We start from the raw sequence: 16,190 nt of genomic DNA, 5'->3' as shown, positions 1-16,190 counted from the left end.
GCTCAGACCTCCAGCAGGCCCTGCTCGCGCACCAGCCAGCAGACGGCGGTGAGCCGGATCACGGCGTAGTCGTAGCCGACCGGCTCCCGCCAGCCGATCTCGGCGAGCGCGTCCAGGAAGCCCAGCGCGTAGTCCGACAACTCCTCACGGTCCAGGGGCCGGGGCGCGAGCTCCGGCCCCTGCGCGTACAGCAGCTCCCGCAGCATCGCCGCGTGCTGGTCGACCGCCGCGACGAAGCCGGGCTCGAAGGCGAACTCGGCCAGCCGGGGCGTGAAGGCCGTCACGATGCCGGGCAGCGGGCAGCCGGCCGGCTCGTCGGGGGAGCGCCGGAAGGAATCGTCGGAGGTGGCGAACATCCGTCCACGTTAGGCGAGCCCGGACGCGGGAACGGACGCCCGTGACGGTTCCGTGCTGAGACCTTGGCCACCCCGGCGGCGCGCCCGGGACGTTCCGTGTTCCGGCGGATCCGCTCCGCCGACCACCGGGTGGTCCGTACCCGCCCCGGCCTCCGCCCTTTACTCGCCCTTTTGAATGCGACATGCTCCTCGGACGGGAACGGCGGGGGGAGACCGGGTGAGCGGGACGAGAACGGTGCGGACGGCGGCGGTGCCGACGGTGCCGCCGCCGCGCGCCGCCGGGGAGCGGGTCGTCCTGCCCGTGCCGCACGACCCGCCCGTACGGCACGAACTGCGCGGGCCCGGGCCGACGGTCCTGCGCTACCCGGCCGGGGACCTGCTGGTCGTCACCGGTCTGCCCGGCAGCGGCAAGAGCACCCTGATGCGCCGCTGCGTCCGCGCCCCGCTGGTCGACTCCCAGCTGGTCCGCGAGGAGTACCAGGCCCGGCTGCCCGGCCGGCTGCCGTACGCGCTCTACCGCCCGCTGGCCCGGCTCGCCCACTACCGGCGGCTGCGCCGGGCGGTGCTGGACGGCGGGTCGCTCGCGGTGCACGACTGCGGCACCCAGCCCTGGGTGCGGGCCTGGCTGGTCCGGGCCGCCGCCGGGCAGGGCCGCCGGGTGCACCTGCTGCTGCTCGACGCCGACCCGGCCGAGGCACTGGACGGGCAGCGGCGGCGCCGGCGCGTCGTCTCGCGCTACGCCTTCGCCCGGCACCGGGCCGCCGTCGCCCGGCTGCGCCACCGGATCCTCGACGCGGGACTGCTGCCGGCCGGGTGTGCGTCGGCCGTGGTACTCGACCGGGCCGCCGCGCGCGCCCTGCGGGAGATCGACTTCACGGCGTCGTAGTCTCGGCGAGTCCGCGCCGGGCGGCGCCGGCGGGTCCGGCCGGAACAGGTCCGGAGCGCGGCCGAGACTCCGTCAACTCCCCCGTCAGGAGCGCTGATGCGCCGTACTGCCCGGGTGCCCTCGCGCGCCCCCCGCCTGTTCCCCTGCGCCGCCGCGCTGGTCGCCACGGCCGGTCTGAGCCAGTTCGCCGCCCCGGCCGCCCCGGCCGCGCACCTCGCCGCCGCTCCGGCGGCCGCGTGCGCGGACGACGGTGCCGGCGCCGGTGCCGCCGCCAGGCGGCCGGCCGGCAGCGGGCCGAGCCGGGATCCGAACGAGGTCAGCACCGCGCAGGCCCGGGCGATGCAGGCCGACCTCGGCCGCCGGCTCGCCCGGCTGGGCACCGGCCGGGTCCGGGCCGGCGCCTCCGTCACCGTCCCGGTCTTCTTCCACGTGATCCACGACGGCGACGCCGGACGGCTGGACCAGGCCGCCGTGTCCGGCCAGATCGACCACCTCAACGAGAGCTACGGCGGCCGGGGCGAGGGCAACGTCGGGAGCCCGTTCCACTTCGAGCTGGCCGGCACCGACTGGAGCGACAACGCCTCCTGGTACACCGGCATGACCCCCGGCTCGGCGGCCGAGCGGGAGATGAAGACCGCCCTGCGCAAGGGTGACCAGGGCACCCTCAACCTCTACACCGCCCAGCTCGGCGAGTCCCTGCTCGGCTGGTCGACCTTCCCGAACGCGTACCGGACGAACCCGACCGACGACGGCGTGGTGGTGCTCGACGCCTCGCTGCCGGGCGGTGCCGCCACCCACTACGACGAGGGCGACACCGCGACCCACGAGATCGGCCACTGGCTCGGCCTCTTCCACACCTTCCAGGGCGGCTGCCGGGCCCCGGGCGACTACGTGGACGACACCCCGGCCGAGCGCGGCGCCGCCTCCGGCTGCCCCGAGGGCCGTGACACCTGCACCAGCCCGGGGGCCGACCCGATCCACAACTTCATGGACTACAGCTACGACGCCTGCATGACCCGCTTCACCGCGGGTCAGGTCAGGCGGATGGCCAACGCCTGGGCCGCCTACCGGAGTTGAGCGGGGAACGGCTCGGCGGTACCAGGGCCCGGTGAAGCGCCGGAACGGCGGCGGGTCCCGCCCGGCATCCGGGTACCCCCCCCAGGCCGTAGCCGCCGACCGCACTGGAATCGAAAGCCGGAGGCCGCCTCCGGCGTGGCAGATACCGGCCGTTTGTCCGATTTGATCTATGTTCGGAGGGTCGGGACCGATCAGAGCAACCGAAGGAGCAGGGGCATGAGTGCCAATCCCCGGATCGTCGTCGGCGTGGACGGCTCGCCCGCCTCGGAGCAGGCGCTGCGCTGGGCGATCGACTACGCGAAGGCCGTCGGCGGGACGGTCCACGCGATCGCCGCCTGGGAGTACCCGGCCTTCTACGGCTGGGCCGGGCAGGGCGTGCCGACGGTCGAGACCTTCGACCCCGAGGAACTCGCCGGGAAGACCCTCGGCGAAACCGTCGCCAAGGTGGCCGGGGACGACGCCGGAGTGCGGATCACCGAGAGCGTGATGCCCGGCAACGCCGCCCAGGCGCTGCTGGAGGCCGCCAAGGGCGCCGCGCTGCTCGTCGTCGGCAGCCGCGGCCTGGGCGGCTTCTCCGGAGTGCTGCTCGGTTCGGTCAGCCGCCACCTCACCGAGCACGCGCCCTGCCCGGTGGTCGTGGTGCGCGAGGCCCACGGCACCGCGCAGCAGTCGGAGTAGCGCGGAGGGGGCCGCCGCCCCGCCGGGCCGCCGCGCGGACCAGAATGGAGGCATGCCAGAAGGTGACTCCGTCTACCGCGTGGCGGCCCGGCTGCACGAGGCCCTCGCCGGACAGCCGCTGACCAGCGCCGACCTGCGGGTGCCCGCGTACGCCACCGCCGACCTCACCGGCCGCCGGGTGCTGGAGGTGGCCCCGCGCGGCAAGCACCTGCTCGCCCGCTTCGAGGGCGGCCTCACCCTGCACACCCATCTGCGGATGGACGGCCGCTGGGAGGTCTACCGCCCGGGCGAGCGGTGGACCGGTGGCCCCGACTGGCAGGTCCGCGCCGTCCTCGGCACCGACCGGGGCACCGCCGTCGGCTACCGGCTGCCCGTCGTCGAGCTGCTGCGCACCACCGACGAGCAGCGGATCGTCGGCCACCTCGGCCCCGACCTGCTCGGCCCCGACTGGGACCCGGTCGAGGCCGTCCGCCGGCTCCTCGCCCGCCCGGGCCGCCCGGTCGTCGAGGCCCTGCTCGACCAGCGCAACCTCGCCGGGATCGGCAACGTCTACGCCAACGAACTGTGCTTCGTGGCGGGCGTCACCCCGTGGACCGAGGTCGGCGAACTCCCGCACCCCGACCGGCTGGTGGAGCGCGCCCGGCAGATGCTGGAGGCCAACAAACTGCGCCCCGGCCACATCACCACCGGCGACACCCGGCCCGGCTACCAGCACTGGGTCTACGGCCGGGCCGGACGGCCGTGCCCGCGCTGCGTCACCCCGGTGGCCGCCGGTCGCCAGGGCTCGCCGCCGCGCGACCGGGCGGTGTTCTGGTGCCCGTACTGCCAGCGCGGGCCGGCCCCGGAGGTCACGGCCGCTCGACCAGGGCGGGGTGGCGCGGGTCGTCCACGCGGACGGTGACGTCGGCCGCCCCGGTGGGCCCGGTCTCCGCCTCGTAGCGGGCGAAGGCGGGCAGCGTCCACTGCTGGTCGGCGGGGGTGCGGCGGGCCAGCGCGGCCGGGCTGAGCGCCAGGTGGACGGTCAGCTCCAGCGGCAGCCAGCGGCCGAGCAGCAGTGCGCCGTCCAGCAACAGCACGCCGCCGGGCGGGAGTTCGGTGTACGGGGCGCGGGTCGACCGGTCGGTGACCGGGTCGCGCAGGGAGGGCAGGACGCGGCCGCTGCCGCCCGGCTCCAGCGGGTCGAGCACCTCGCGGGCCAGCGCGCCGTCGTCCAGCCAGAGGTCGTGGAAGGCGTCCGCGTCCCGGTGGCCGTACTCGAGCCGGATCGAGGCCGGGCGCAGGAAGCCGGAGGCGGAGACCCGCAGCGTCGGGTGGCCGCGCAGCCGCAGCGGCTCCACCAGGGCGTCGGCGAGCGCCTCGGGGCGGGCGGCCGCCGCGCCGTCCACGGCCACCCGCAGGCGCCGGGCGCCGGCGTCGGGCAGGGCGGCGATGCGGTCGGCGAGCAGCTCGGCCAGGTTGTCGGGGGAGATCGGGCGTACCTGCATCGGGCCATCCTGCCGTGTCGGGCCGTCTACCGTGTCGGGTCGTCCGGACGGTCCGTGTCGGCCTGATGGAACGTGCCGTCCCGCCGTTCCGTGCCGTCCCGCCGTTCCGTCGGGCGTGCGCTCAGTCCAGCGGGAGCGCGTGCAGGACGTCGTCGTGGCCCGCGTAGAGGAGACCGCCGTCGGAGGCGAGGGTCCAGACGTCCTTGCCGGGGCCGGAGTCGTGGAAGGTCCAGCCGAGTCCGCCGGTCGAGGTGTGGATCGCGGCGACCCCGCCGACCGCCGTGCCCGGGACGAACAGCCTCCCGTCGCCGGTCAGCGGACGGCTGCGGCGGTCCAGCGGGAACGGCAGCCGGCAGGACCAGAGCACGGCGCCGGAGGACGAGTCGTGGCAGGTGACGACGCCCTGGTCCCACGGGACGTACACCTGGGGGCCGTCCGGGAGGGGTGGCAGTGCCCGCCGGGAATCGCCCCGGGCGGGGGAGTGCGTCCAGGCCGGTTCGCCGGTGGCCCGCAGTGCGCGCACGCCGCCGTTGCCGTCGGGGACGAGGAAGCCGCCCGCGTCGCTGACGCACCAGCGCAGGTCCTCCTCGCCGGGGGCGGTCCACAGCTCGCGGCCGGTGGCGGCGTCCCGGACCACCAGCTCGGCGCGGCCGCCGAGGAAACGGACGCAGGCGAGCAGGTGGCCGCCGCTGTGGGTGGCGGGGGTGACGGGCTGTTCCTCCTGCTCGGTGCGGACGGACCAGAGCAGGGAGCGGTCGGTGACCCGCAGCGCGAAGACCCGGTTGTCCGCCGGGGCGCCGTCGGCCCGCGGGCGGCCCCAGGAGTAGCCGTAGAGGACGCCGGGGTCATGGCGGTCGTAGCCGGACAGCCGGGTCTGCCCCTGGAGCTCGTCGGGCAGCGGCAGGCTCCAGTCGGCGGCGGGGTCGGTGAAGTGGCGGGCCTCGACGTGGCCCTGGAACGTGGTGAAGAGGTGGTCGGGCCCCAGCACCAGTTTGCCGAGGGTGTCGAGGTCGCTCGGCCAGTTGCGGGAGGGCGGCGGGTCGAAGACCAGCAGCCGGCCGGGGGTGCCCTTGGCGGGGTCGAGGACCTGCAGACCGTTCTTGGAGAGGTAGAGGGGTCGCCCCGGCGGGTCGGTGAGCCGCTCCGGCGTCATCGCCTCCGGGCCGCGGTAGGTCCAGAGCGGCGTCGGCCCGGACAGCGCGGTCGGGATCGGCCTGGTCGGCTCCGGCGCGGGCAGCGCCCCACCGACACCCGAACGGCCGAACGCCCAGGCGGCTCCGCCCGCCGCGAGCACTCCGGCCCCGGCCAGCAACCGCCGCCGGCTCGGCCGCGACCGCTCCCCGCCGCCCGCGACCACGTCCTCGCCGGCCTCGCCGCCGCCGGTCTCGCCGTCCCACTGCCACGACGACTCGCGCGCGGGCCCTCCGGACGACGGCGACTGCATACGGTTCTCGCTTCCCCACCGGCGGCCCCACGCCACCACCCGCCCGGAGAATATCGAACAGTTCGCGAACCGTCCGAAACCCCCGCAACGCCCGTACTAGGCTGTGGCACACAGCACGAGGCCCGCCCAGCAGCCCAGGGGAGGTACGCCGTGACGGCCGAGATGATTGCACCCGAGTGGATGCACCGGCAGATCACCAGTGAGCAGTACGACTCCTGGACCGATGAGCAGTGCGCGGGCATCGAGATCGTCGACGGGATGGTGGTCGTGTCCCCGAGCGCTTCCAAGCGGCACAACCGGCTCGCCCGGTTCCTGGCGAACGCCCTGGACGAGGCGGGTGGCGTCGAATGGAACGCCGACACCGACTTCGACGTCCGGCTGCAGGACGTACCGCTGAACAACCGCCGACCGGACGTCGTGGTCTACCGCGCGGACACGATCGACGAGTCGCCGACCAGACCCCACCACGTCCTGCTGCTGGTCGAGGTGGTCTCGCCGGGCTCGGAGACCACGGACCGGGTGGTCAAACTGGACCAGTACGCCAAGGCGGGCATCCCGTTCTACTGGCGGGTCGAGCAGGCCGCCGGCCGGGTGCCGATCGTCCACACCTACGTACTGGACGCGGCCGGCGCCGCCTACCGGGTGGGGGAGCTGTTCACCGGGCTGGTCAAGGCCGTGGTGCCGTACCCCGTGGAGGTGGACCTCTCCGGGCTTTGACGGCGGCGTCAGTGCTTGCCCGGCGGGTGGTCGGCCTGGTCGGCCTGGTCGGCCAGGTCGGCGAGGACGTCGGCGTGGCAGGGGAGCGGGGCGCACCAGCAGCCGAGGCGGTGGCCGCGCAGGGGCGGGACGAGGGCCAGCAGCTCCGGGTGGGCGAGCAGGTGGGCGCGGTACTTGACGACCATCTCCTCCCGGGTGAGGTCCGGCCCAGGCCGGTACGGGCAGTGCAGCGGGGACTCGTCGAGGTGCCAGCCGCCGCGGTGCATGGCGCGGCCGACGTAGACGACGTCCTGGTACCCGGGGTCGTCGCGGTGGCCCTTGAGGTTGACCACGGTGGTGCGGCGGGAATCGCTCGGCATGCCGTCCATGCTGGGGCACGCCGGGCCCCCGGGCAGCTCGGGGCGTGTCCCGCGGGCCTCCGCCGGGCCCCGGTGCGGGCGCGGACTCGCCTTGACACGGTTGCGGGCCGGGCGTAGCAAAAGAGCATGCGCCATCCGCACGCGACCGGTGGGGCCCCTGGTGCGCGGCCCGGTCCGGACCGGCCGCGGGAGCCCGGGTCCGGCGCGGAGGCGGACCGGTCGGCCCCGAGGTCCGTCCAGGACACCGTCGGGCAGGCGGACCACCGGCGGGACGAGCTGTTCGCCGAGGCGGTGCGCCGGGTGCTCGGGACCACCGGGGCGTACGGCGCGCTGGTGTACCTGCGCTCGCGGGACCGCCGGTCGCTGGTGCTGCGCACGGTCGCGGGCGTGCCGCTGGCGGTGATCAGCCCGTTCCGGCGGGTGCCCGCCGCCGGGCCGATGCCGGTCGCGGCCTGCTTCCGGACCGGGCACGTGATCACCCTGACCGACACCGAGGACACCATGCGGCGCTTCCCCCAGCTCGCGGTGGGCATGCCGTACGACTTCGCCTCCGCCTGCGTGCCGGTGGCGCACGGCGGGGAGCGGTTCGGGGTGCTGAGCGGACTGTGGCCCGCCTCGGACGACGGGGTGCCGGATTCGGCCGTCCGGCGGCTGACCGAGGCGGCCGACCGACTGGGCGCCGAACTGGCGGGGTTGGCGGAGCCCGCGCAGTCGGTGGAGCCGGGCGGAGAGGTGGCCGTGGTGGAGCTGCCGCCGCCGGCGGTGCCGGCCACCCGGGTCGGGCTGTTCGACTGGGACGTGGCCACCGGGGCGCTCGCCGCCGACGAGCGGTTCCAGGAGATCTTCGGCTTCGGGCCGGGCGAGTTCGACGGCACGGTGGCCGCGCTGAACCGCCGGGTCGCCCCCGGCGACCTGCCCGAGTTCCGGGCCGCCGCCCGGATCGCGCTGGAGCGCGGCGAGGTGCTGGCCGCCCGGGTCCGGGTGCTCGGACCGGACGGCCGGCCGTACCCGGTCGAACTGTGGGCCCGGGTGCCCGTGGCGATCTCCGACGGCCGGACCCACCTGGTCGGCGCGGTGCTGGACGCGCGGGCCCTCACCGCCGCCGCGGCCGCCGTGGAGCGGCTGCACGAGGGCGTGTTCTCGCTCGACCCGGACGGCCGGATCAGCTACGCAAACCGCGCCGTCGAACCGCTGCTCGGGGCCCGCCGCGAGGAGCTGATCGGCCACCAGCCCTGGGAGGTGCTGCCCTGGCTCGCCGACCCCTTCTACGAGAACCGGTACCGCGCCACCCTGCTCTCCCAGCAGCCGACCGCCTTCCTGGCCGCCCGCCCGCCCGCCGGCTGGCTCGCCTTCTCCCTCTACCCGGACGCGCACGGCGTCACCGGCCGGGTGTTCGCGGCCGAGGCACCGCCGGGCGCGGCCGAACCGCCCGTCACCCCGCCGCCCGCCGCCCGCACCGGGGTGGGCGACACCCACCACCTGCTCCAGCTGGCCAGCGCGCTCACCGAGGCCGTCACCGTGCGGGACGTCTGCCGGGCGGTGGCCGAGGAGATCCTGCCGGCCTTCGGCGGCCAGGAGCTCGCGATCTACGCGGTGCGCGAGCAGCGCCTGCACCTGCTCCTGCAGACCGGCTACCCGGACGGCTTCCTGGACGCCTTCGAGGGCCTGCCGACCGACGCCCGGGTGCCCGGCTCGGAGACGCTCAGCACCGGCACCCCGATCTTCTTCGAGTCGGTGCGCGAACTCGCCGCCACCTACCCCGACCTGGCCCTGGACGAGATGGGCGCCTGGGCCTTCCTGCCGCTGATCGCCTCCGGCCGGCCGGTCGGCAGCTGTATCCTCGGCTTCGACCTGCCGCGCTCCTTCACCGTGGAGGAGCGCGGGCTGCTCACCGCGCTCGGCGGCTTCATCGCCCAGGCCCTGGAGCGCGCCCGGCTGTACGACGCCGAGTTCACGCTCGCCCGCGGCCTGCAGCAGGCGTTGCTGCCGCACCGGCTGCCCGAGGTGCCCGGCATCCGGATCACCGCCCGCTACCTGCCCGGCACCCAGGGCATGGAGATCGGCGGCGACTGGTACGACGCGATCGTCACCGGCGGCGATGTCACCCTGGTGATCGGCGACGTCGAGGGCCACAGCGTCGGCGCGGCCGCCACGATGGGGCAGCTGCGCAGCGCCGTGCGCGCCTTCGCCACCGGCGGCGACCCGCCCGACGAGGTGCTCGCCCGCACCAACCGGCTGCTGCTCGACCTCGACCCCGGACTGCTCGCCAGCTGCTGCCTGGTCCGGCTGACGCCGGCCGTCGGCCTCGCCCGGATCGCCCGGGCCGGGCACCTCCCGCCGGTGCTGCGCCACCCCGGCGGCCGGACCGAGGCGCTGTACGTCGCTGGTGGGCCGCTGCTCGGGGTCGACGAACGGGCCGACTACCCGGTCAGCGAGCTGCGGCTGGGCCGCGGAGCGCTGCTCGCCCTCTACACCGACGGGCTGGTGGAGGACCCGGCGGTGGCGATCGACCAGGGTGTGGACCGGCTGCGGGCCGCGCTGGCCCGGGCCCCGGCGGGGGAGGGACTGGAGCAGGCGGCCGAGCGGCTGCTGCGCGAGGTCGGCTCGACCCGCCGGGTGGACGACGTGGCGCTGCTGCTCACGGCCTTCGGCTGACCGACGCTCGGCCAGTTCCTGGTAGGCCCCGTCCAGGCGACTTTCGTCGGCACCGGGCGGCGACGAAGGAGGACGGCGGGCGCCCCGGCCGGACCGATAGCCTCGACGCGTGGAAGCGATCGCGCGGGCCTGGAAGACGGTGGTACGGACGGCACTGCCGGGGCCCTGGCGGCCCCGGCGGGTGGTCGGCGAGGCGGTGCTCGCCCTGGTGATGGGCGGGTTCGCCGCGCTGCTGGAACTGCTCTCCAACAGCGGTCTGGCGGTGCCCTTCGGCCTCGCCGTCGCGGTGCTGTGGGTGCTGCGCAGGGGGCTGCCGGCCACCGTACTGCTCGCCGCCGCGGCCCTCGCCGGCTGGGCGGTCGGGCCGGTGCCGCTGCTGGTCTGCGCGGGCTGGACGGCCGGGGCGCGGATCCGCCGGGTGTGGTCGCTGGTCGGAGCCTTCGTCGTGGGCTGGCTGCTGTTCACCGCCACGGGCGTGCTGAAGGACTCCACCTCGCTCTCGCCGAAGCTCGTCCTGCCGCTGTCGCTCGGCTTCTTCCTGGTGTTCGCCGTGCTGCCCGCGCTCTACGGCCGCTACCGGGCGCAGCGCCGCGCCCTGCTGGACGCGCTGCGCGAGCGCAACGAGCAGCTGCTGCGCGAGCGGGTCATGGTGGTGCACCAGGCGCGGCTGCGCGAGCGGCACCGGATCGCCCAGGACATGCACGACAGCCTGGGCCACCAACTGGCGCTGATCTCGGTGCACTCGGGCGCCCTGGAGGTGGACCGGACGCTCACCGACCGGCAGCGCGAGGCGGTCGGGGTGCTGCGGCAGGCGGCGGTCGCGGCGATGCGCGAGCTGCGCGAGGTGGTCGGGGTGCTGCACGACGAGTCGACGGCGCTGCCGCCCACCTCCGGGCCGGCCGCCGCCGGGCCGCCGGCCCGGGGCGGGGTGGACGGGGTCGGGGAACTGGTGGAGTCCTCCCGGGCGGCCGGGACGGAGATCGAGCTCACCGTGGAGGGCGAGCGGCGTCCGCTGTCGGCCTCCGTCGACCACGCGGCGTACCGGATCGTGCAGGAGGCGCTCACCAACGCGCACAAGCACGCCCCCGGCGCGCCGATCGGCGTCGCGCTGCGGTACGAGCCGGACGCGCTGGTCGTGGAGGTGACCAACTCCCGCGCGCCGGAGCTCGTGGGGGCACGGGTCGGCGCGGGCGCCGCGGTCAGCGGCGGCCAGGGGCTGGCCGGCCTGCGGGAGCGCGCCCGGTTGGTCGGCGGCATGGTGCACGCCGGTCCCACGCCGGAGCACGGCTTCCGGCTGGCGGGCGTCCTCCCGTACGAGGGGGCGGAGCAGGACGCGGCGGCGACGGGCGGAGCCGAGGACTGGACGGTGGACGGCCTGCCGCCGGTCGAGGAGGCGGAGAGCCGGCGGCGCAGCCCGGCGATGGGCTGCGCGCTCGGGGTGGTGGTGGTCGCGCTGGTCGTGCTCGGCCTGCTGGTCTGGGGCGTGGTCGCCTTCGTCAAGGGCACCAACGACGCGACCGTGCAGAAGCCGATGTACGACCAGATCAGGGTCGGCACCGCGGAGACGGAGGTGCTGCAGACGCTGCCGCGCGGCAACGACTTCTTCACGGACACGTACAAGGGGACGGGGCCGGAGGCGCCGGTGGGCGCGCACTGCCGCTGGTTCGTCCTGAGCGGTGCGCCCGGTGCCGGCTGGAACGAGGAGCACGTGGCGCGATTCTGCTTCCGGGACGGGGCGTTGGTGGAGAAACAGGAGTACGTCGCCCGGGTCTGAGTGCCCCCGTGCGCGGGCGGGTGCTCCGACCGGTCCGGTCCGGGCCGGTTTCGGAGCGCGGTGGTCGGGACCGGGGTGGTTCGGAGCGGCCCGCCGGGATGTGAGGATGGTGCCGCAGCCGAAGCACCGTTCGAGGGGGAATGACCAGCGTGATCCGAGTCCTCGTCGCCGACGACGAGCCGCTGATCCGGGCCGGGATCAGGATGATCCTCGGCTCCGCCGACGACATCGAGGTGGTCGCGGAGGCCGCCGACGGGCGGGAGGCGCTGGAGCTCGCGCGGGCGCACCGGGTGGACGTCGTGCTGCTGGACATTCAGATGCCGGTGATGGACGGGCTGACGGCGCTCGCGGAGCTGGCGAAGGTCGCTCCCGGCGCGCGGGCGTTGATCCTCACCACCTTCGGGGAGCGCGAGAACGTCCTGCGCGCCGTGACCGAGGGCGGGGCCGGCTTCCTGCTCAAGGACACCGCGCCGAACGAGCTGATCCAGGCCGTCCGGGCGGCCGCGGGCGGCAACGCGTTCCTCTCCCCGGCCGCCACCCGGCACATCGTCGACTCGCTGGCGTCCGGGCGCAGCGCCTCGCTGGCCGCCCGCGCGGTGGCGGCGCGGCGCCGGCTGGAGGTGCTCACCCCGCGCGAGCTGGAGGTGTTGGCGCTGCTCGGAGAGGGTCTGTCCAACGCCGACGCGGGAGCGCGGATCCACATGAGCGAGGCGACGGTGAAGACCTACGTCAGCCGGATCCTGGCCAAGCTGGGCTGCGAGAACCGGGTCCAGGCGGCGCTGTTGGCCCGGGACGCGGAGCTCGACGGCCGTCACGTCCAGTGATTTCGTGGTCTCGGTGAGTAGCGGCCGTGACGGATCCCACTCGACGGCGGTGCGGAACCGGGAACTCCGGGCGCGGTGGTGACGGTACGTCACCTGACGATTCCTCGGCGTGGATGGCGTGTGAGCTTTCTCGGAGGGATAGATGTGAGCGAGGGCACGGAATTCGACCATTTGATCTTGAAAATACTGTCAAAAATGGTCAAATCGGGCACCTTTTCTTGATCTGTACCGCCGGTAACAGTCAACTGACCTGCGGCGTCCAAGAATTGCTTGCTGCGTCCGGGTGATGCCCCCTAGCTTCGTTGGCGGCGCAACGAGCGCCACCCGGGTTCACCCCGACGCACTGCCCGCCGACTGACCAGCGGCGCGAGGGCGGTGCCCGCCGACCAGGCCGGCTCGAACAGGCCGTCGGCGCGCGGAGGTGACCGGGGCGGCACGGCACGTCCGACACGTGTCCGGCCGCCCGTCGAGTGAGGTGAGCGAAAAACTGCCGGCCCCTGTCCCGGGCCTGGTTCCGCATGCCCACCCGGGACTTGTCGAGAGGACTTGTATGAATCCCCGTCACGAGACCGCCGCGGCCACCGACACCACCGCCACCGCCAAGCGCCACCGCGTTCGGATGGCGGTCGTCGCGGGCGCCGCCGTCGCGGCCCTGCCGGTGGCCGGCCTCGTCACGGCCACCTCGGCCTCCGCCGCCACCGCCTCGACCTGGGACGCCGTCGCCCAGTGCGAGAGCGGCGGGAACTGGAGCATCAGCACCGGCAACGGCTTCCACGGCGGACTGCAGTTCACCCCGTCCACCTGGGCCGCGTACGGCGGGACCGCCTACGCCGCCCAGGCCGGCAAGGCCACCAGGGCGCAGCAGATCGCCGTCGCGGAGAAGGTCCTCGCCTCGCAGGGCCCGGGCGCCTGGCCCGTCTGCTCGCAGAAGGCGGGCCTGGGCAGGGGCGGCGCCCCGGCCGCCGTCGACACCTCCGACGGCGCGGCGGCCAAGCCGGCCAAGCCGAGCACGAAGGCGGCCAAGCCCGCGGCCAAGCCGGCGGCCAAGCCCGCGGCCAAGCCGGCGGCGAAGCCCGCGGCCAAGCCGGCGGCCAAGTCGCAGGCGCCCAAGGGGCAGCCCGCGGCCAAGCCCGCGCAGTCCGCGCCGGTCGCGCCGAAGAACACCGCGGCGGGTGGCTACACCGTCAGGAGCGGTGACACCCTGAGCGGCATCGCGGCCAAGTTCGGCACCGACACGGACAGCCTCTACCGGAACAACGTCCGCGTCATCGGCGGCGACCCGGACCTGATCTTCCCGGGCCAGACGCTGGCCGTCTGACGGGATCTGCGCCTGACAGGAGCTCGGCCTGACGTGCCTTCCGCCTGACGGGTTCCCCGGCCTCCCGGGGTCCGGTCTGACGGCGGACGCCTGACGGAGCCTTCGAACCGGCCGAGCGGCCACCCTGGACGGGGGTGGCCGCTCGGCCGGTTCCGTCGCGTTGGCGGGCCGTTCACGGGCCGTTCGGGGGCTGTTCCCGGGCTGCCCCGGGGTGGCCGGCCGCGCGGGGGCGCGGTGTTCCCCGTGTCGACGGGGCCCGGCGGGAGTCGGCGGGCACCCGGCGGGATCCGGTCGGGCGGGTGCGGGACGGCGGACGGAAGGTCGCGCCGCCCTTCGCATGCGCCGGAGCCGACCCGGCGGCCGGTGGCCGGGTGGTACGACCGGTGGCCGGTGCGCACGCCGGGGCGCGGGGTGCCGGGAAGCGTTGTTGAAGTTTGAACGCAACGTCCGAATACCGCCGGAGGTTTGAAGCGCGTCGGACCAGGATCGAGTCATGTCCGAGATCGGAACGAGGAGTTCTGGAGAGATGACCATGAACGGTGCGGCAGTGCGCAACGGTGGCGACGGCCTCGACGGCAAGGTGGTCCTGGTGACCGGCGGCAGCCGGGGGATCGGGGCGGCGGTCGCCCTGCGGCTGGCGGAGGACGGCGCCGACGTGGTGCTGACCTACCAGGGCGGCGCGGAGCGGGCCGAGGAGGTCGTCGCGAAGATCACCGCGATGGGGCGGACCGGCTGGGCCGTACGGGCGGACAGCGCCGACCCGCAGGCGGTGCAGGGCGTGGTCGAGGCCGTCGTCGAGCGGTTCGGGAGGCTGGACGTCCTGGTGAACAACGCGGGCGTCGGCGTCCTCGGCCCGATCGGCGAGCTCACGCTGGAGGACGTCGACCGGACGCTGGAGGTGAACGTCCGCGCCCCCTTCCTCTACGCCCGGGCGGCCTGTGCGCACCTGGCCGACGGCGGGCGGATCGTCACCGTCGGCAGTTGCATCGCCCAGCGCGTCGCCTTTCCCGGCGCCACGCTGTACGCGACCAGCAAGGCGGCGCTGATCGGTCTGACCAAGGCGCTGGCCCGGGAGCTCGGGCCGCGCGGGATCACCGCGAACCTGGTCCACCCCGGGCCGATCGACACCGACATGAACCCGGCCGACGGCCCCTCGGCGGAGTTCCAGAGCGGGCTCACCGCGCTCGGCCGCTACGGCACCGGCGCGGAGGTCGCCGCCGCGGTCGCCTACCTGGTGGGCGGGGACGGCCGGTACGTCAGCGGCGCCGAGCTGGCGGTGGACGGCGGATTCGCCGCCTGACGCGCGGGGGCCGCACGGTGTCGTGCCGGGCGGTGGTCGGCGCCCGCGCTTACGATCACCCGGCACGACACCGCGCTCCCGCACCGGGACCCCGTACCGAGAGGTGTGCCATGACCGCAGCGGAAGACCCGATCGGGCTGCTCGCCCGGGCCCTCGCGCAGACCGCCGGGCTGATCGACGGCACCGGCGTCGAGCTGGCCGGCCACCCGACGCCCTGCCGCTCCTGGGACGTCGGCGACCTGGTCAGCCATCTCCTGTACGACCTGCGGCAGTTCACCGTACGGGCGAAGGGCGGGCAGCCGGACTGGTCGCAGCCGTTCGAGCGGGTCGAGGAAAACTGGCTGCACGCCTTCGAGGCCGGGGCGGAGGAGCTGGTCGGCGCCTGGCGCGCGGCCGGCGACCTCGGCGGCACCCTGGAGCTCCCCGGATTCGGCACCCTGCCGGCCCGCTTCCCGGTGGACCAGCAGATCGCCGAATTCGCCGTCCACGGCTGGGACCTGGCCCGCGCCACCGGCCAGTCCACCGAGGGCCTGGACCACGAGGTCGCACTCGTCGCGCTGGCCTGGGCCGAGGGCGCGCTCAAGCCCGAGTACCGCGGCGCCGAGGAGGACCACCACGCCTTCGGCCCCGCCGTCGCCGTGCCCGAGGACGCCCCGGCGTACGACCGGCTCGCCGCCTTCTTCGGCCGCGACCCCCGGGACGCGCCGTAGGCCCTGTCCGCGGATCAGCGGGCGGACCGGACGAAGAGCCCGGCGACGCGGAGTCTCCCGGCCCGGCGGACGGTGGCGGCCTTCTCGTGACGGGTGGCGGGACCGCGCTGGGCCGACCGGCGGCGCCGGTCCGGGTCAGTGCTCGGCGGCCCGCCGGGCGGCGGCCTGCTTGATCGCCTCGCGGATGCGCGGGTAGGTGCCGCAGCGGCAGATGTTCTGGATCTGGTCGATGTCCGCGTCCGTCGGGTTCGGGGTGCGGCGCAGCAGGGCGACGGCGGTCATGATCTGGCCCGGCTGGCAGAAGCCGCACTGGGCGACGTCGCAGGCGAGCCAGGCCTCCTGGACCGGGTGCAGGACCTCGCCGTCGGCCAGGCCCTCGATGGTGGTGACGGTGTGGCCCGCGCAGTCCTTGACGGGCCGGGTGCAGGGCTGGAACTCCCGGCCGTCCAGGTGGCTGGTGCAGGCGCGGCAGACGCCCACACCGCAGCCGTACTTGGGGCCGGTAACGCCGAGCTTGTCGCGCAGGACCCAGAGCAGCGGCGTGTCGTCCGGGGCCTCGACGGTGACGGGCCGCCCGTTGAGGACGAAGGTGTGGGTGGGCATGGGGA

Annotated in this window: 16 protein-coding genes; 11 read left to right on the top strand and 5 right to left on the bottom strand. The window is 75.2% G+C overall.

Annotation, left to right across the window (positions count from 1 at the left end; genetic code table 11):
- Nucleotides 1-2: 2 nt before the first annotated feature.
- Nucleotides 3-356 (bottom strand): DUF6401 family natural product biosynthesis protein, encoded by a 354-nt coding sequence (locus ACIQI7_RS22840; protein ID WP_387753980.1) that lies wholly within the window; start codon nucleotides 354-356, stop codon nucleotides 3-5.
- Nucleotides 357-573: 217 nt separating this feature from the next.
- Here ACIQI7_RS22840 and ACIQI7_RS22835 point away from each other — a divergent pair, with 217 nt between their 5' ends.
- From ACIQI7_RS22835 to ACIQI7_RS22820, 4 genes are all read left to right on the top strand, one after another.
- On the top strand, nucleotides 574-1,242 hold the full coding sequence (locus ACIQI7_RS22835) for an AAA family ATPase (RefSeq protein ID WP_401112852.1): 669 nt from the start codon (nucleotides 574-576) through the stop codon (nucleotides 1,240-1,242).
- 96 nt (nucleotides 1,243-1,338) lie between these two features.
- Nucleotides 1,339-2,319 carry a zinc metalloprotease gene (locus tag ACIQI7_RS22830; RefSeq protein WP_401112850.1) on the top strand — a complete coding sequence of 327 codons (981 nt, stop codon included), beginning with the start codon at nucleotides 1,339-1,341 and terminating at the stop codon, nucleotides 2,317-2,319.
- A gap of 216 nt (nucleotides 2,320-2,535) precedes the next feature.
- The gene (locus ACIQI7_RS22825; RefSeq protein WP_401112848.1) at nucleotides 2,536-2,997 is read left to right on the top strand and encodes a universal stress protein; all 462 of its coding nucleotides are present in this window, start codon (nucleotides 2,536-2,538) and stop codon (nucleotides 2,995-2,997) included.
- 52 nt (nucleotides 2,998-3,049) lie between these two features.
- Entirely contained in the window at nucleotides 3,050-3,898 is an 849-nt protein-coding gene (locus ACIQI7_RS22820) for a DNA-formamidopyrimidine glycosylase family protein (RefSeq protein WP_401112846.1), read from the top strand.
- Here ACIQI7_RS22820 and ACIQI7_RS22815 read toward each other — a convergent pair.
- Nucleotides 3,846-4,481, bottom strand: coding sequence for a uridine kinase (locus ACIQI7_RS22815; RefSeq protein ID WP_387753966.1), 636 nt, complete (start codon nucleotides 4,479-4,481; stop codon nucleotides 3,846-3,848). The two genes, ACIQI7_RS22820 and ACIQI7_RS22815, sit on opposite strands and share 53 nt — an antisense overlap.
- 121 nt (nucleotides 4,482-4,602) lie before the next feature.
- The gene (locus ACIQI7_RS22810; protein ID WP_401112844.1) at nucleotides 4,603-5,925 is read right to left on the bottom strand and encodes a PQQ-binding-like beta-propeller repeat protein; all 1,323 of its coding nucleotides are present in this window, start codon (nucleotides 5,923-5,925) and stop codon (nucleotides 4,603-4,605) included.
- A gap of 150 nt (nucleotides 5,926-6,075) precedes the next feature.
- Here ACIQI7_RS22810 and ACIQI7_RS22805 point away from each other — a divergent pair, with 150 nt between their 5' ends.
- Nucleotides 6,076-6,642 (top strand): Uma2 family endonuclease, encoded by a 567-nt coding sequence (locus ACIQI7_RS22805; protein ID WP_401112842.1) that lies wholly within the window; start codon nucleotides 6,076-6,078, stop codon nucleotides 6,640-6,642.
- Between the two features lie 8 nt (nucleotides 6,643-6,650).
- On the opposite strand, the gene ACIQI7_RS22800 is transcribed toward ACIQI7_RS22805, so the two are convergent.
- Nucleotides 6,651-7,001, bottom strand: coding sequence for a DUF4326 domain-containing protein (locus ACIQI7_RS22800; RefSeq protein ID WP_401112840.1), 351 nt, complete (start codon nucleotides 6,999-7,001; stop codon nucleotides 6,651-6,653).
- A gap of 126 nt (nucleotides 7,002-7,127) precedes the next feature.
- Between ACIQI7_RS22800 and ACIQI7_RS22795 the strand changes: the two genes are divergently transcribed.
- The 6 genes from ACIQI7_RS22795 to ACIQI7_RS22770 all read left to right on the top strand — a co-directional run bounded on the left by ACIQI7_RS22795 (nucleotide 7,128) and on the right by ACIQI7_RS22770 (nucleotide 15,582).
- Entirely contained in the window at nucleotides 7,128-9,656 is a 2,529-nt protein-coding gene (locus ACIQI7_RS22795) for a SpoIIE family protein phosphatase (RefSeq protein ID WP_401112838.1), read from the top strand.
- A 109-nt stretch (nucleotides 9,657-9,765) separates the two neighbouring features.
- On the top strand, nucleotides 9,766-11,430 hold the full coding sequence (locus tag ACIQI7_RS22790; RefSeq protein WP_401112835.1) for a sensor histidine kinase: 1,665 nt from the start codon (nucleotides 9,766-9,768) through the stop codon (nucleotides 11,428-11,430).
- Nucleotides 11,431-11,579: 149 nt separating this feature from the next.
- Entirely contained in the window at nucleotides 11,580-12,254 is a 675-nt protein-coding gene (locus ACIQI7_RS22785; protein ID WP_387754081.1) for a response regulator, read from the top strand.
- Between the two features lie 550 nt (nucleotides 12,255-12,804).
- A complete protein-coding gene (locus tag ACIQI7_RS22780) occupies nucleotides 12,805-13,572 on the top strand; it encodes a transglycosylase family protein (protein WP_401112834.1) in 768 nt (255 codons plus the stop codon).
- 532 nt (nucleotides 13,573-14,104) lie between these two features.
- Nucleotides 14,105-14,872 carry an SDR family NAD(P)-dependent oxidoreductase gene (locus ACIQI7_RS22775; protein ID WP_401112913.1) on the top strand — a complete coding sequence of 256 codons (768 nt, stop codon included), beginning with the start codon at nucleotides 14,105-14,107 and terminating at the stop codon, nucleotides 14,870-14,872.
- A gap of 110 nt (nucleotides 14,873-14,982) precedes the next feature.
- On the top strand, nucleotides 14,983-15,582 hold the full coding sequence (locus tag ACIQI7_RS22770; protein WP_401112832.1) for a TIGR03086 family metal-binding protein: 600 nt from the start codon (nucleotides 14,983-14,985) through the stop codon (nucleotides 15,580-15,582).
- A 135-nt stretch (nucleotides 15,583-15,717) separates the two neighbouring features.
- Here the strand turns inward: ACIQI7_RS22770 and ACIQI7_RS22765 are convergent, their stop codons facing one another.
- Entirely contained in the window at nucleotides 15,718-16,185 is a 468-nt protein-coding gene (locus tag ACIQI7_RS22765; protein WP_401112831.1) for a (2Fe-2S)-binding protein, read from the bottom strand.
- Nucleotides 16,186-16,190: the final 5 nt, after the last annotated feature.

Source organism: Kitasatospora sp. NPDC092039, from assembly GCF_044756065.1.
GTDB lineage: Bacteria > Actinomycetota > Actinomycetes > Streptomycetales > Streptomycetaceae > Kitasatospora.
Note: the sequence above shows the minus strand (reverse complement) of the source record. Positions and strands in the feature narration are given on the sequence as shown.